The following is a 15226-nucleotide window of genomic DNA, read 5'->3' on the forward strand; positions in this document are numbered from 1 at the left end:
TTAACAAGACCTGAATAGAAGGATGTTATCAACCTTTTTTAAATGTTGATATTTAAATTTAGTTTGTCTTTAAACCTTGTAAAGGTGATTTACAATGATTAAAAATTAAATAAATGGACTATTACATAACTAGTAGTAATAATAAAGCTACTAAGGGCTTGGAGTCATGTTAAATGTGAAGCCTTCACAAAGTTTGATTGAAATTAATAAGGACAAGTTCTCCGTAAATTGAAAAAGCAGACAGAATCAGCTAATGATGAACAATACAAATATGGTTAAATAGCCATTGGAAACGCTTGCATACAATACTGTTATATAAAAATTTCACAATCTCAAGAAATGATGCCTGATTTGATTTGCGAATTGATCGAAAATAGCGTAAAATAATAGTTGTAAAAAACGTTAACAAAAATATACTTGGAGGCTTCTTACACATGACTGTTAAAATTGGTATCAACGGTTTCGGCCGTATTGGACGTTTGGCATTCCGCCGTATCTTAGAATTAAAAGGTACAGCAGATGATATTGAAGTTGTTGCAATTAACGACTTGACTAACCCTGCAATGTTGGCTTACTTATTGAAGTATGACTCAACTCACGGAACTTTGAATGCTGAAGTTTCAGCAGACGAAACTGGTATCATCGTTGATGGACGCCACATCACAGTTTACGCAGAACGTAATGCTGCAGACTTGAAGTGGGTTGCAAATGACGGTGTTGAAATCGTTTTGGAATCAACTGGATTCTACACTTCAGCAGAAAAGTCACAAGCTCACTTGGATGCAGGTGCTAAGAAGGTTCTTATCTCAGCCCCAGCCGGTGATGTTCCTACTGTTGTTTATGGTGTTAACCAAGATGTTTTGAAAGCAGATGACACAATCGTTTCTGCAGGTTCATGTACTACACAATCTTTGGCACCATTGGCAAACGCTTTGAATGCTGAATTTGGAATCGAACTTGGTTTGATGACAACTGTTCACGCCTTTACTTCTACTCAAATGATTTTGGATGGACCTAAGGGTAAGAAGGCTCGTTCAAACCGTACAGCTTCAGTTAACACTATCCCTCACTCAACTGGTGCAGCCAAGGCTATCGGACTTGTTGTTCCTGAATTGAAGGGTAAGTTGGATGGACATGCACAACGTGTTGGTGTTGTTGACGGTTCTATCACTGAATTGACTACTGTTTTGTCAAAGACTGTTACTGTTGAAGAGATTAACGATGCTGTTAAGAAGTACGAGACTCCTTCATTCGGTTATAACGGAGACGAAATTGTTTCTTCAGACATCATTGGAGATACTCACGGTGCTGTCTTTGACCCAACTTTGACTAAGATTATCACTGTTGGTGACAAGCAATTGGTTCAAACTGCTGCTTGGTATGACAATGAATACGGATTTACTTCAAACATGGTTCGTACTTTATTGCACTTGGCACAATTGTAAAATTAGGCTAATTTAAGCAAGAAAACAGGCGGTTGGAGGAATCTAAACGTCTGTTTTTTTATTGAAAATAGTGCATATTAATATTGGAATTACGGTATAATAAACTAGTAATACTAAATTATAGAAAAAAGAGGATTTTTTGAAAATGTCTAAATTAACAGTCGAAGATTTAGAATTAAAAGGTAAAAAAGTTTTGATGCGAGTTGACTTCAATGTTCCATTGAAGGAAGAAGACGGAGAAGTGGTTGTTTCTAATGACAACCGAATCGTTGCAGCTTTGCCAACTATTAAATATGTTTTGGAACAAGGCGGACGTGCCATTTTGTTCTCTCACTTGGCTCGAGTAAAGAGTGAAGAAGATAAAAAAGGTTTGTCAATGAAGCCAGTTGCACAAAAGTTGGCTGATTTATTGGGACAACCCGTTACTTTTGTACCTGCTACTGAAGGTGTTGAACTTGAAGAAGCAATTAACAATCTTGAAGATGGCCAAGTTTTGGTCTTTGAAAATACTCGTTTCGAAGATGTTGTTGATGGCGTTGAAGTTAAGCGCGAATCAAAGAATGATCCCGAATTGGGAAAGTACTGGGCTTCATTAGGTGACGTATTTGTTAACGACGCCTTTGGAACTGCCCACCGTTCACACGCTTCAAATGCTGGTATCGCAGCTAACATTGAACAAACTGCTGCTGGTTTCCTAATGGAAAAGGAAATTAAGTTCTTAGGTGGCGCTGTTGAAGAACCAGAACGTCCATTCGTTGCTATTATCGGAGGAGCTAAAGTTTCTGATAAAATTACAATTATCCAAAATCTTTTGAAGAAGGCTGATAAAGTTATTGTTGGTGGTGGAATGGCTTATACCTTTGACGCTGCTAATGGTAAGGCAATTGGGAATTCTTTGTTTGAAGAAGACAAGGTTGAATTAGCTAAGCAATTGATCGCTGAAGCTGGAGATAAGTTGGTATTGCCTGTGGATGCCATTGCGGCTGATGCATTTAATAATGATGCTGACACTTATACTGCTGGTGAAGAAGGTATTAAAGATGGCTACATGGGACTTGATATTGGTCCTAAGTCAATTGAACTTTTCAAGTCTGTCTTAGCTGATGCGAAGACTGTTGTATGGAATGGCCCAATGGGTGTCTTTGAAATGACTAACTTCGCTAGAGGAACTCTTGCAATCGGTGAAGAGTTGGTTGAAGTAACTGAAAATGGAGCTACAACTATTGTTGGTGGTGGAGATTCAACGGCTGCTGTTCAACAACTTGGGGTGGCTGATCGTTTGAGCCACATCTCTACTGGTGGTGGTGCTTCATTGGAATACCTTGAAGGAAAGACATTACCTGGAATTGCTGCTATTTCAGAAAAGTAATCTTTTAATAAACATTAATAATGATTAATCTGTGATGATTCAATTTTTTATTGAATTTTCATGGATTTTTTTATTTTGATGAATTTAAATTTATTGAAATAAAAAAACTATATAAAAATCCCCAGCGCATGGATAGTTTTACATAGTAGTTTGGTAGATTTAATTTCAATGAAATCTTATTGGACACGAATTGCTTCACCAGTTTTTAAACTGGTAACATTAGGATTTAGATTCTGTAACTCACTAACACTTAGATTATTATTAACAGCGACTCGATACCATGTATCACCTTGGGTAACCACATAAGACTGTGAATCATCAGATGCAACTGTAGTTGTATCTAGTTCAGTGGTGCTGGTAGTATTATTAGGAACTTCAATAATTTGATCAATTTGGAGAGTTGCCCAATCGATGTTAGGATTTAATTTTTTAAGTTTTTTAGAAGAAGTATTAAACTTAGTGGCAATTGTATCAATCGTCTCGCCAGCTTCAACGGTGTAAACTTTAGTTGTTGCTATTTTTGTAGATTTCTTTGTACTAGTTTTGTGACTTGAGGAACTTGAACTTGTTTTTTTAACCTTTTGGGTGATCTTGCTTGATGTCGCTGTTGCAGTTGGTTCATGATGAAACAACTTATGTAGTCCTCGTGTAATGGTAAATGCTAGGAAAAAAGTAACAAGGAATATTACAATAGAAATGGCGATTCGCTTAAGTACTAGTTTAGTTTTTTTTGACATAATCAATACCCTACTTAAATTATTTTAGATTTAATAGTATTAGTTTATCATTGAATGAAAGTAGATAGCATTAAATTATAAAGTCTTAAATCGAATTTAAAAACTTAGTTTATTTTATCGCTTTATTGACATTAGAAACTAGCGTATAATTAAAAAATAATAGACTAAAAAAGAAAATGAGGGAATCTCGATGGCTGGTTCATTTACACCAACTTGGATGGTTGAAGCAATTTATCATTTAACACCAGTTGAATTAGAAGCGCATGGTATCAAAGCTATTTTGACTGATTTAGATAATACTCTGATTGCTTGGAACAACCCAGATGGTACAGAACAACTTCATCAATGGCTGCAATTAATGGATCAGGCGGGTATTCCAGTTATTATTGTATCTAACAATTCTGATGATCGAGTTGAACGAGTGGCTAAACCACTTGATCTCCTATTTGTTGGGAGGGCTTTAAAACCACTAACTAAAGGATTGAAGATGGCAATTAAAAAGCTTGATCTTACAACAAATGAGGTTGTGATGGTTGGCGATCAACTTTTGACGGATGTTTGGGCGGCTAATAATATGGGAATGCGCAGTATATTAGTTCAACCGCTGATTGAAACAGACCAATGGAACACTAAAATTAATCGTTTTTTGGAAAAAGGGGTTAAAAAGAAGATGTTAAAGCAAAATCCAGATCTAAAATGGAGGAAAAATCTTGATAAGTGAAACTGAAGTACAAAATTATTTAAGCGAAGGCCTTAGGTGTATTGGTTGTGGGGCTGAAATTCAAACCGATAGGCCAGGGGAAGTGGGATATACTCCCATGTCTGCGCTAAAAAAAGGGTTTGAAAACGGGGAAGTGCTATGCCAGCGTTGTTTCCGGTTAAGACATTATAATGAAATTCAACCGGTTGATTTAACGGATGATGATTTCCGTCGTCTTTTGGATCAAATTTCAACGACAGATTCCTTGGTCGTTTATGTGATGGATGTCTTTGATTTTAGTGGATCACTTATTCCTGGTCTACATCGTTTCGTTGGAAGCAATCCTGTTTTGCTTGTGGGAAATAAAGTTGATATCTTACCCCATGCCTTAAGACGAGCAAAAATCAAAGAATGGATGCGTCAACAAGCTAACCGAGCTGGTTTGCGCCCCATTGATATTGCTTTAACTTCTGGTAAAAATGGTGATGATGTACCTGCATTATTAGATATGATCGAAAAATATCGAGCTGGACGTTCAGTCTATGTAGTAGGGGTCACTAATGTTGGTAAGTCAACTTTGATTAATCAAATCATTAAGGATGTTACTGGTGAAAAGAATGATGTTATCACTACATCACGTTTCCCAGGAACTACATTAGATCGAATTGAGATTTCATTGGATGATCAATCAAATATTATTGATACTCCTGGAATTATTCATCCAGATCAAATGGCTCATTATCTTACACCTCAAGATTTAAAATATGTTTCACCCCAAAAGGAATTAAAACCAAGAACATATCAATTGAATGCCGAACAAACACTCTTTATGGGAGCAATGGCCCGATTTGATTTTATTCAGGGACCCAAATCTGGAATTACGGCATATTTTGAAAATAATTTACCGATTCATCGGACCAAATTAGATAATGCAGATCAATTTTATGCTAAGCACGCGGGTGTATTATTGACACCACCTGAAAAAGTGAATTTAGAAGATCTACCACCATTGAAAAGACATGAATTTAAAACAACTGAAAAGACTGATATTGTGATTGATGGATTGGGCTGGGTTACAGTACCGGGTCAAGTTGTTGTTGCAGCTTGGGCACCAAAAGGAGTTTCAGTTTTGACACGAAAGGCTATGATATAAAAATGATTGAATTACGCGGAAAGCAAAAACGTTATTTAAGAGCTTCAGCTCATTCTATGAATCCCCTCTTTAGTGTTGGGAAACAAGGATTAACGGAAAATTGGTTGGAACAATTAGGTTCAGCCATGGAAAAACGCGAATTATTTAAAGTTAATATTTTGAATAATTCTGATGTAACAGTTGATGAAGTTAAGGAATTTATTGAATCAAATTCTTCAATTAAAGTTGTCCAAACCATTGGTCACACTTTAGTTTTGTTTGATCAAGCACGTGATCCAAAGTACCGTAACTACTCAATTGCAGTACAAAAGATATAAGCTATAGTAAATCAAAAGGGGGATCTTATGATTAAAACAGTGAATACTTTAGCTCCAAAAACACAAGTAGCTACTGAATTAGATCAAGAGCGACACCGTGTTGGTATTATCGGTGGTACGTTTAATCCTCCACACCTGGGGCATCTTATTATTGCTGAACAGGTAGCCTCTGATTTACAGCTTGAGCAAGTTTATTTTATGCCAAATTCAACACCGCCACATGTTGATCCCAAAATGGCCATCGATGCATCTGATCGTGCCCAAATGGTCAAAGCAGCAATTTATGGTAATCAACATTTTAAGTTGGAACAGGCAGAGGTTAACCGTGGTGGAATTAGCTATTCTTATGACACTATGCGTTATTTAAATGAAATTCATCCAAATTATGATTATTACTTTATAATTGGTGGCGATGAGGTTGCTTACCTTAAAACTTGGTATAGAATTGAAGAATTAAGCCAAATGGTGCAATTTGTTGGGGTTAATCGTCCAGGACAAGAACATCCAGTGACTGATTATCCAGTTGAATTTGTAACTGTTTCTAATCTTGATATTAGCTCTACTAAAATTCGGCAAAGAATTAAAGAAAAACAAAGTGTTCGTTATTTAGTACCAGATTTAGTGGCGGCTTATATTGTAGAGAAGGGACTGTATCAAAATGAATAACTTAGAGTATCAAAAACGTTATTATCCTGGGACTCGTTTAGAATTACTATCAACCGTACGAGCTGCTTTATCAGATTATCGATATCAACATGTATTACGAGTTGAAACGATGGCCTTGAAGTTAGCGGAAAAATGGCAAGTCGAAGCTGAAATTGTTTCGATAGCTGCATTGATACATGATTATACAAAAGAACGTTCCGATGAAGATTTTATCGAAGCTATAAAAGAATATCATCTATCCACTAGCTTATTACCTTGGGGAAATAATATTTGGCATGGAGTTGTTGGAGCAGAAATGATTCGAAGTGAATTAGGAATTAATGATTCGATTATTTTAGATGCAGTCCGCCAACATACTACGGGGGCTGAAGAAATGACGCTCGTGTCACAAATTATTTTTATGGCTGATTATATTGAAAGTGCCAGAGACTTCCCCGGGGTTGATGAAGTAAGAGCTTTAGCATTTGAAGACTTAGCTGCTAGTGTTGGTTGGCAAGCCCAACATACATTAGAATATTTAATTAAAAATAAACAGAGGGTCTTCCCTTTGTCACTATTGACCTATAATACATGGTCAACCAAATAAGAATGGAAAATAAATAATTATGATTGAAACCACAATGATGAAAATGTTAGAAGTAGCTGTAAAAGCTGGAGGCCAAAAGCGGGCTGAAGATTTAGTGGCCTTGGACATACATGAAACTTCAATCTTTACTGATGTAATGTTGATTATGGATGCTCCATCAAATCGTCAAGTCTTGGCGATTGCTCAAGAAATTATGGATCAAATGAAAGAAGCTGGATTTGAAGTTCATCAACATGAAGGTCGTGATTCTGGGGAATGGGTTGTTCTTGATTTCGGTGATTTAACCGTTCATGTTTTCAAACAAGAAATACGTCATTTTTATGGATTGGAACAACTTTGGTCTGAACAAGGTGAAGAGATTGATATCACAGACTGGATCATTGAGGAAGACTTTTAATGGAAAATTATCAAACCTTTGCAAAGTTATATGATGAATTATTTGATGATGAAGCTTATGATGACTGGTTTCAGTATGCACAAAAAAATATTCAAAATCCGCAAGGTAAGATTTTAGAACTAGCTGGTGGTGCTGGGCGCTTAGCAATTCGCTTAATAAAAGCTGGCCATGATGTGACGGTTTTTGATTTATCCACTGAAATGTTATCTTTAGCTCAGGAAAATGCGCAAGCGGCTGAAGTGGATTTACCCTTGATTCAAGGGGATATGCGAGAATGGTCTGATTATCCAAATCATTTTCAAACGATTACTTCATTTGCTGACTCATTTAATTATCTTGGTAGTTTAGCAGAAACTAAAATGGCATTTGAACAAGTAGCTAACCATTTAGAAAACGGTGGACAGTTCTTATTTGATGTCATTTCACCATATCAAACCGATGAATATTATCCAGGATATATGTATAATTTTCATGATGATGAAACGGCTTTTCTTTGGAATTCATATGGTGTTGAAGGTGAAGAACATACGGTGGAGCACGAATTAATTTTCTTTGTATATGATGAGAAAATTGACGGATATAAGCAATTAACAGAAATTCATACGGAAAAAACTTATGAATTGAAAAAATATATTCAAGCCCTGGAACAAGCGGGATTTGAAAATATTAAAGTTACTGGTGATTTTGGTCGTCAAACAAAGCCTGATGAAAAAACACCACGTTGGTTTTTTAGTGCAAATAAGAAAGGATAGCTGATGCGAGCAGTTGGATTAATTACCGAATATAATCCTTTTCATGCTGGTCATGAATACCACCTCGAACAAGCAAAGGCGATGAGTGGGGCTGAAACAGCAATTGCTGTAATGAGTGGAAATTTTGTACAGCGCGGGGTTCCTGCGATGTATGATAAATGGAAACGAGCGCAGGCGGCGGTTCAAAATGGAGTGGATTTGGTTATTGAATTGCCGGTGGCTTTTTCAATTCAACCAGGTCCTTTTTTTGCTAAAGGTGCAGTTCAAATCTTGTTAGCTGCAGGAGTTGACACAATTGTTTTTGGAGCAGAGCACGCTCAATGGGATTTTATGAAATTAGCGCGAACAGTTCGGGATGTAACTACTCATTCTGATGAATTTCACAATTATCAGACAACTTATGCAAGTAATTTTAATACAGTTTTAATGGATAAGTTAGGCGTCACGATCAATGAACCTAATTATTTATTGGGATTAAGTTATGCATTAGCAGTGCTTGAATTGGACGCGCAAGATCAGGTTGCCTTGATGCCATTACAGCGTCAGGGGAGTGGATATCATGCTACACAAATTTCTGACGAAGACTTTGCGAGTGCCTCAGGAATTCGACATGTTTTAAAGAATGGGTTACCCAAAGAAAAATTAAGCCAACAATTGCCGACGGGCACGCAACAATTACTAATGGAGGCACCATTTTTAGATTATGAACCAAATATGTGGGATTTACTTCATTATAAAGTCTTAACGACACCGGTAGAACAATTGGAGTCTATTTATCAGTTAAATGATGGATTAGCATATCGTCTTCTAGAAACGGTTGAAAAGAATGCTGAGTCGAAGCAAATCGATTGGAATGTCTTTATGCAACAATTTAAAAGTAAACGATATACCTATAGTCGGCTGCAACGGAGCATTTTATACTTATTGTTAAATGTGAGTGAAATTGAAATGAAGGTTGCTTTGAAACAACCTTATATTCGACCCTTGGCTTTTAATGCTAACGGACAGTTATGGCTAAAACATGGGCGTAAAAATTTCACTTTGCCGATTATTGGTAAGGTTGATCAAAATAATTTAAAGGGTCTCTTAAAACTAGATTTTAGAGCTGGTCGTTTATATAATATGTTGCGAAGTAATTCTGATGAAAAACCACAAGATACTAAACGTCAACCGTATCGAAAACAATAATTTAAAATGAAGAGGGAGTAAGAAGATGAAATGGAATTTTAGTGAGTTATTAAAATATAAACAAGAACCAATGGAGTTTCAAGAAGAATTAAACTTAGAAGCCATGACCAAAGAAATGTTTGGGGATGTTATTTTGAGTTTGGAGCCTGTTCAAGTACAAGGTTGGGCACGTATGGAACGCGATGATGTTATTATCCATGCACATGTTACAGGACAACTTACAACACCTTCAACTCGTTCAGCTCGCCCAGTAGAATTTCCTTTGGACTTTATGATCGACGAAGTTTACATTCGCGAAACTGAACATGCAGATCGGTATGAGATTGAAGAATCTGTTATTTTAGTGAAAGATGATGTTATTGATTTTAATGAAGTCTTAGCACAATACATTTTCTTACAAATCCCATTGCAAATCTTGGCAGAAGGTGAAGAAGAAGAAGCTATGCCAACTGGGGATGGATGGGAAGTTATATCAGAAGATGATTACTTAGCCGAACAAGAAAATGGCGAAGAACAAGCTACTAATACGCCTTTGGCCGGTTTAGCTGACTTATTATCTGAAGATAAAGATAAATAAAAAATAGACCAATAATTAAGGACCAAGGAGATTTAAATGGTTAAAAGTAAAGAAACGCCGATGATGCAACAATATAATGAAATTAAATCACAGTATCACGATGCCTTTTTATTTTATCGTTTAGGCGATTTTTATGAATTGTTTAATGAGGATGCCATTTTGGGGTCCCAAATCTTGGAACTTACTTTAACTCAACGAAATAAAAATTCACCTAATCCAGTCCCAATGGCAGGGGTTCCTCATCATGCTGCTCAAAATTATATAGATATTTTAGTGGATAAAGGTTACAAAGTAGCTGTAGTGGAACAAATGGAAGATCCAAGTCAAGCCGATGGGATGGTCAAACGTGAAGTTGTTCAATTGATTACACCTGGAACGCGGATGAACGTGAATGGAGAGTCTGTTAAAGATAATAATTATTTAGTGGGAATTACGTCCGAAGATGCTAATCATTATGGATTTGCTTACACTGATTTATCAACAGGTGAAATGGCAGCTACTGATTTAATTTCAACGACTGCCGTCCTGAATGAACTCGCCCGTTTAGCGGCGAAAGAAATTGTTATTGATAAGATTTTGCCAGCAGATTTAACCGCTTCTTTGACGAATTTGGGTATTATGGTTTCAACGCAAGCATTAGAGACGGTACCAGATAATCAAGCAAATTTAGTGCAGGATTTATCAGATCTTAGTTTAACGGCAGCCCAAATTTTAATCACATATTTGCATACGACACAAAAACGAGCATTAGATCATCTTCAACCAGCTCGTGCTTACGAAGTTGCTCAATATTTAAAAATGGACCGGAATTCACGAGCTAATTTGGAATTAACGGTTAATTTACGCACACAGCAAAGAAGTGGTACATTGTTGTGGCTTTTGGATGAAACTAAAACTGCCATGGGTGGACGGCTATTAAAACAATGGATTGAGCAACCGTTAATTGATCAACAAAATTTAATGAGTCGATATGACAAAATTGAACAATTCATGCAGAATTTTTTGATTGAGAATGATTTGCAAAGTGCGTTAAAAAGTGTTTATGACTTAGAACGTCTGGTTGGTCGGGTCGCATACGGTAGCGCAAACGGCCGTGATTTATTGCAGATTCGTAATTCCTTACGTCAAATTCCTACTATTTTGGAATTATTGGAAGATTTAGATCCTGCCGTTTTTGGAGGGTTAATCAGTCAAATTGACCCAGTTACGGATCTTGAAGCGTTGATCTCAACGGCCATTATTGAGGCCCCACCATTGTCAGTTACTGATGGTGGGTTGATAAAGGCAGGTTATAACGATCAGCTCGATGCTTACCAAGATGTCATGCACAATGGAAAGCAATGGCTGGCTGAATTAGAAGCTACCGAACGTGAAGCGACTGGGATTAATAGTTTGAAAATCGGTTTTAATAAAGTTTTTGGTTATTATATTGAAGTTACTAGAGCGAACATTGATAAATTAGATGATAATCGGTATACACGAAAACAAACTTTAGTTAATGCCGAACGTTTTATTACCCCTGAATTGAAAGAACATGAGCAAAAAATTTTAGAAGCGGAAGAGAAATCTAGCCAATTAGAATATCAATTATTTACTCAAGTACGCGAACAGATTAAGCTTAATATTAAACGATTACAACGGTTGGCTAAACAAATCGCAACGTTAGATGTTTTGACTTCACTAGCTGATGTTGCACAAAAAAATCAATTTACGAGACCACGACTTAATCAAAAACAACATTTAGAAATTGTTGGTGGACGCCATCCCGTTGTTGAAAAAGTTTTGGGGCATCAAAGTTATGTTGCCAATGATATTATGATGGATCAAAATCAAGAAATCATGCTGATTACTGGACCCAATATGTCTGGTAAATCAACTTATATGCGTCAATTGGCCTTAACCGTGATTATGGCTCAAATTGGCTCGTTTGTACCTGCGCAAAGTGCTGATTTACCAATTTTTGATCAAATTTTTACTAGAATTGGGGCAGCTGATGATTTAATTTCGGGAAATTCAACCTTTATGGTAGAAATGTCGGAAGCAAATACGGCGTTACAAAATGCAACTAAAAATTCTTTAATTCTATTTGATGAATTAGGACGAGGAACGGCTACCTTTGATGGAATGGCCCTAGCGCAAGCTATTATTGAGCATATTCATCAAAATGTACATGCTAAAACGCTATTTTCAACCCACTATCATGAATTGACTAGTTTGGATCAAGAACTACCACAACTGTTCAATGTACATGTGGGTGCGCATGAAGAAAATGGAGAATTGATTTTCTCACACAAAGTTTTAGCGGGACCAGCTGATCAGTCTTATGGAATTAACGTTGCGAAATTAGCAGGTCTGCCTCAGACATTGATTGAACGAGCAACAGTGATTTTAAATCAATTGGAAACACCTGAGCAAACTAAAATTCCTGAGCTTGTGAAATTAACTGATGTTGCAGACTCTAAAACACAAATGTCATTATTTGATACATTACCTGACAATGATGAACAAAATAAAGTCGTTGAACGGGTTAAAAATGCCGATTTGGCAAATTCAACGCCTTTCCAAGCGTTGATGTTATTAAATGAATTACAAGAACTTTTAAAAAAATAATTGTTTTTTGTTTCACAAAGTTATGGGGATGTGCTACACTAATTATATATTAACTAAATTATATAAGATTAAGGTGAGTTAACATGACAGAACAAAAAATTCCTCGTGCAACTGCTAAACGGTTGCCCATTTATTATCGTTATCTCAAGTTATTACTAGATGAAGGAAAAACTAAGATTTCTTCCGTTGATTTGGCTGAAATTGTTAAAATTGATGCTGCGACCATTCGTCGTGATTTTTCGTGTTTTGGAGCATTAGGTAAGCGTGGCTATGGTTATGATGTCGCTGAATTAATTGAATTTTTTGCTGGAGAATTAAATCAAGATAATTTGGCTTCAGTTGCTTTGATTGGTTTGGGAAATTTGGGACATGCTTTGTTGAATTTTAAATTTCAAAAAACTTCTAATGTGCGAGTATCTGCTGTTTTTGAAGTTAAGCCGGAATTAATTAATACAATTCAAAGTGGCGTTCCAGTATTCTCAATGGATGAATTAGAAGAACAAATTGAGGAACAAAGGATTGATGTAGCAATGTTGACAGTGCCGGCTGATGCGGCTCAGACAATTGCAACCCGCTTGGAAGCAAGTGGTATCAAAGGTATTTTGAATTTTACACCAATGCGGTTAAATGTTTCTCGGAAGGTGCATGTTCAAAACGTGGACTTAACGAATGAGTTGCAAACGTTACTTTATTTTATCGATAATGATATAAGTAACTAAAAAAAATATAAAATGAGGCTCAGACGATTTTTGTCTCAGCCTCTTTTATTAAATGGAGTTAAAAATGATAATTTTACAAGCAAATGATGTCAGTCGACGCTTCAATGGCGTGACTTTTTTTGAACACTTTTCGCTGCAGATTCAAGATCGATCCCGAATTGGTTTGGTCGGACGAAATGGGGCAGGAAAATCTACATTACTAAAAATTTTAATTGGTCAGGAATCACCAGATGAAGGGGTTGTTTCTTCTAAAAAAGGATTAAAGCTAGCTTATTTAGCCCAAAATTCAGGGATGGACTCAACTTTAAGTGTGTATGATGAAATGTTAGCCAGTTTTAAAAAGGTGCAAACATTAGAACAACAGATGCATCAAATGGAATCAAAAATTGCTAATACGACTGATTATGAAAGTGAATCTTATCAAAGTCTACTTACTGAATATGATCAAATTCAGCATGATTTTGAAGCTTTAAATGGTTACGGATATGAAGCAACTATTCGTGGCGTTTTACATGGATTTGGGTTTGACGAGTCGTTTTATTCACAAAAAATTTCTGATCTTTCCGGTGGTCAACGAACTCGTTTAGCGATCGCAAAGCAATTATTAGAGAAACCAGATCTTTTGGTACTGGATGAACCAACCAATCACTTGGATATGCAGACTTTGGCATGGTTAGAAAAATATTTACAAAATTATCAAGGAGCACTGCTAATTGTTTCGCATGATCGTTACTTCTTAGATCGAGTAGTAAATGAAGTTTATGAGGTACATTCTGGAGTTTTGGATCATTACCAAGGAAACTATAGCCGCTATATGGAGCAAAAGATTGCGAAGATTACAGCAGAGCAAAAGGCGTTTGATCGGCAACAAAGTGAAATTGCTAAATTAGAAGACTTTGTTAATCGTAACATTGTGCGAGCTTCAACCACAAAACGAGCTCAATCTCGACGTAAACAACTTGAAAAGATGGAAGTTTTGGATGCACCTAAAAATGAATCAGGGGTAGCACATATTACTTTTCAAGCTGCTCAAAGTTCAGGGAATGAGGTCCTTCAAGTTGAAGGACTGAGCTTGGGTTATCAAGCAGATAAGGTACTATCCCAAAATGTGAATTTAGCGGTCAATAAACAACATGCCGTGGCTTTAGTTGGACCAAACGGGGTTGGTAAATCTACTTTAATCAAAACGATCTTAGGTAAATTAGCACCATTAGCGGGAACGTTTAAACTGGGTGCTAATGTTACAGTTGGTTATTATGATCAAGAGCAAGCAACGTTAGATCCAAAGAAGACAGTATTAAACTCTGTTTGGGATTTACATCCTAAATTACCGGAAAAAGATGTACGATCTATTTTAGGATCTTTCATGTTTACGGGGGAAGATGTTGATAAAAAAGTCACAGCACTTTCTGGTGGCGAAAAAGCACGGTTATTACTAACCGTGCTTTCGATGAATGAAGATAATTTCTTGATTTTAGACGAGCCGACCAATCATTTAGATATTGATTCACGTGAAGTCTTAGAAACAGCTTTAAATGAGTATAATGGGACCATTTTCTTTGTGTCACATGATCGTTATTTTATTAATGAGGTTGCAACTGAAGTTGTTGAATTATCTGCAAATGGAACGCAATTCTTTGACGGTGATTATGATTATTATTTAGAAAAAATTGAACAAAGAGATGCCCAAATGGCGCTCGAAAATGAAGTGACTGCCGAACAGGTTAGTGATGATGCGACACCAACATACCAAGCTACGCGTGAACAGCAAAAAGAGCTTCGTAAAAAAGAACGCGCCGTATCCAAAGCTGAAGCAGCAATGGAAGAAATTATGGAGCAGATGGAGCCATTAGAAACAGAATTGAATGATCCTGCTAATGGTTCAGATTTGGGTAAATTGACCGAATTAACACAACAAATAGAAGCTTTACAACAAAAATTAAATCAACTTGAAGAAGAGTGGACTCAGGCATCCATGGATTTAGAAACCTTTCAAGCATAAAAAGGAAG

General features: G+C 36.5%; 15 protein-coding genes. 14 read left to right on the top strand and 1 reads right to left on the bottom strand.

Annotation, left to right across the window (positions count from 1 at the left end):
* Window positions 1-434 precede the first annotated feature (434 nt).
* Both gap and WKK_RS05335 read left to right on the top strand, forming a co-directional pair.
* On the top strand, window positions 435-1445 hold the full coding sequence (gene gap / locus WKK_RS05330) for a type I glyceraldehyde-3-phosphate dehydrogenase (RefSeq protein ID WP_006845084.1): 1011 nt from the start codon (window positions 435-437) through the stop codon (window positions 1443-1445).
* Between the two features lie 145 nt (window positions 1446-1590).
* A complete protein-coding gene (locus tag WKK_RS05335; protein WP_013989695.1) occupies window positions 1591-2814 on the top strand; it encodes a phosphoglycerate kinase in 1224 nt (407 codons plus the stop codon).
* 176 nt (window positions 2815-2990) lie between these two features.
* Here WKK_RS05335 and WKK_RS05340 read toward each other — a convergent pair whose 3' ends face one another.
* Entirely contained in the window at window positions 2991-3551 is a 561-nt protein-coding gene (locus WKK_RS05340; RefSeq protein ID WP_013989696.1) for a lytic transglycosylase, read from the bottom strand.
* A 190-nt stretch (window positions 3552-3741) separates the two neighbouring features.
* Here WKK_RS05340 and WKK_RS05345 point away from each other — a divergent pair, with 190 nt between their 5' ends.
* The 12 genes from WKK_RS05345 (at window position 3742) to WKK_RS05400 (ending at window position 15218) form a co-directional block, all read left to right on the top strand.
* Window positions 3742-4272 carry a YqeG family HAD IIIA-type phosphatase gene (locus tag WKK_RS05345; RefSeq protein ID WP_006845087.1) on the top strand — a complete coding sequence of 177 codons (531 nt, stop codon included), beginning with the start codon at window positions 3742-3744 and terminating at the stop codon, window positions 4270-4272.
* Window positions 4262-5404 (top strand): ribosome biogenesis GTPase YqeH, encoded by a 1143-nt coding sequence (yqeH, locus tag WKK_RS05350; RefSeq protein ID WP_013989697.1) that lies wholly within the window; start codon window positions 4262-4264, stop codon window positions 5402-5404. Before WKK_RS05345 ends, yqeH begins: the two co-directional genes overlap by 11 nt.
* Window positions 5405-5406: 2 nt before the next feature.
* Window positions 5407-5721, top strand: a complete 315-nt coding sequence (gene yhbY / locus WKK_RS05355) for a ribosome assembly RNA-binding protein YhbY (protein ID WP_013989698.1) — start codon at window positions 5407-5409, stop codon at window positions 5719-5721.
* Window positions 5722-5748: 27 nt separating this feature from the next.
* Complete coding sequence (locus tag WKK_RS05360; protein ID WP_006845090.1) at window positions 5749-6387, top strand: nicotinate-nucleotide adenylyltransferase; 639 nt, start codon at window positions 5749-5751, stop codon at window positions 6385-6387.
* Window positions 6380-6973, top strand: a complete 594-nt coding sequence (yqeK, locus tag WKK_RS05365; RefSeq protein ID WP_006845091.1) for a bis(5'-nucleosyl)-tetraphosphatase (symmetrical) YqeK — start codon at window positions 6380-6382, stop codon at window positions 6971-6973. Before WKK_RS05360 ends, yqeK begins: the two co-directional genes overlap by 8 nt.
* A gap of 19 nt (window positions 6974-6992) precedes the next feature.
* A complete protein-coding gene (gene rsfS / locus WKK_RS05370) occupies window positions 6993-7370 on the top strand; it encodes a ribosome silencing factor (protein WP_013989699.1) in 378 nt (125 codons plus the stop codon).
* Entirely contained in the window at window positions 7370-8122 is a 753-nt protein-coding gene (locus WKK_RS05375; protein ID WP_006845093.1) for a class I SAM-dependent DNA methyltransferase, read from the top strand. Before rsfS ends, WKK_RS05375 begins: the two co-directional genes overlap by 1 nt.
* 3 nt (window positions 8123-8125) lie before the next feature.
* Window positions 8126-9310 (top strand): nucleotidyltransferase, encoded by a 1185-nt coding sequence (locus WKK_RS05380; protein WP_013989700.1) that lies wholly within the window; start codon window positions 8126-8128, stop codon window positions 9308-9310.
* 25 nt (window positions 9311-9335) lie between these two features.
* The gene (locus WKK_RS05385; protein WP_006845095.1) at window positions 9336-9887 is read left to right on the top strand and encodes a YceD family protein; all 552 of its coding nucleotides are present in this window, start codon (window positions 9336-9338) and stop codon (window positions 9885-9887) included.
* Between the two features lie 36 nt (window positions 9888-9923).
* The gene (gene mutS, locus WKK_RS05390; RefSeq protein ID WP_013989701.1) at window positions 9924-12497 is read left to right on the top strand and encodes a DNA mismatch repair protein MutS; all 2574 of its coding nucleotides are present in this window, start codon (window positions 9924-9926) and stop codon (window positions 12495-12497) included.
* Between the two features lie 83 nt (window positions 12498-12580).
* On the top strand, window positions 12581-13216 hold the full coding sequence (locus WKK_RS05395; RefSeq protein ID WP_013989702.1) for a redox-sensing transcriptional repressor Rex: 636 nt from the start codon (window positions 12581-12583) through the stop codon (window positions 13214-13216).
* A 64-nt stretch (window positions 13217-13280) separates the two neighbouring features.
* Entirely contained in the window at window positions 13281-15218 is a 1938-nt protein-coding gene (locus WKK_RS05400; protein ID WP_013989703.1) for an ABC-F family ATP-binding cassette domain-containing protein, read from the top strand.
* Window positions 15219-15226 lie beyond the last annotated feature (8 nt).

This window comes from Weissella koreensis KACC 15510 (assembly GCF_000219805.1).
Classification (GTDB): Bacteria; Bacillota; Bacilli; order Lactobacillales; family Lactobacillaceae; genus Weissella; species Weissella koreensis.

What these genes read in the sequence shown, in the direction of transcription:
- gap (WP_006845084.1), top strand. Translation starts at nt 435, where the DNA reads ATGACTGTTAAAATTGGTATCAACGGTTTCGGCCGTATTGGACGTTTG.
- WKK_RS05335 (WP_013989695.1), top strand. Translation starts at nt 1,591, where the DNA reads ATGTCTAAATTAACAGTCGAAGATTTAGAATTAAAAGGTAAAAAAGTT.
- WKK_RS05340 (WP_013989696.1), bottom strand. Translation starts at nt 3,551, where the DNA reads ATGTCAAAAAAAACTAAACTAGTACTTAAGCGAATCGCCATTTCTATT.
- WKK_RS05345 (WP_006845087.1), top strand. Translation starts at nt 3,742, where the DNA reads ATGGCTGGTTCATTTACACCAACTTGGATGGTTGAAGCAATTTATCAT.
- yhbY (WP_013989698.1), top strand. Translation starts at nt 5,407, where the DNA reads ATGATTGAATTACGCGGAAAGCAAAAACGTTATTTAAGAGCTTCAGCT.
- WKK_RS05360 (WP_006845090.1), top strand. Translation starts at nt 5,749, where the DNA reads ATGATTAAAACAGTGAATACTTTAGCTCCAAAAACACAAGTAGCTACT.
- yqeK (WP_006845091.1), top strand. Translation starts at nt 6,380, where the DNA reads ATGAATAACTTAGAGTATCAAAAACGTTATTATCCTGGGACTCGTTTA.
- rsfS (WP_013989699.1), top strand. Translation starts at nt 6,993, where the DNA reads ATGATTGAAACCACAATGATGAAAATGTTAGAAGTAGCTGTAAAAGCT.
- WKK_RS05375 (WP_006845093.1), top strand. Translation starts at nt 7,370, where the DNA reads ATGGAAAATTATCAAACCTTTGCAAAGTTATATGATGAATTATTTGAT.
- WKK_RS05380 (WP_013989700.1), top strand. Translation starts at nt 8,126, where the DNA reads ATGCGAGCAGTTGGATTAATTACCGAATATAATCCTTTTCATGCTGGT.
- WKK_RS05385 (WP_006845095.1), top strand. Translation starts at nt 9,336, where the DNA reads ATGAAATGGAATTTTAGTGAGTTATTAAAATATAAACAAGAACCAATG.
- mutS (WP_013989701.1), top strand. Translation starts at nt 9,924, where the DNA reads ATGGTTAAAAGTAAAGAAACGCCGATGATGCAACAATATAATGAAATT.
- WKK_RS05395 (WP_013989702.1), top strand. Translation starts at nt 12,581, where the DNA reads ATGACAGAACAAAAAATTCCTCGTGCAACTGCTAAACGGTTGCCCATT.
- WKK_RS05400 (WP_013989703.1), top strand. Translation starts at nt 13,281, where the DNA reads ATGATAATTTTACAAGCAAATGATGTCAGTCGACGCTTCAATGGCGTG.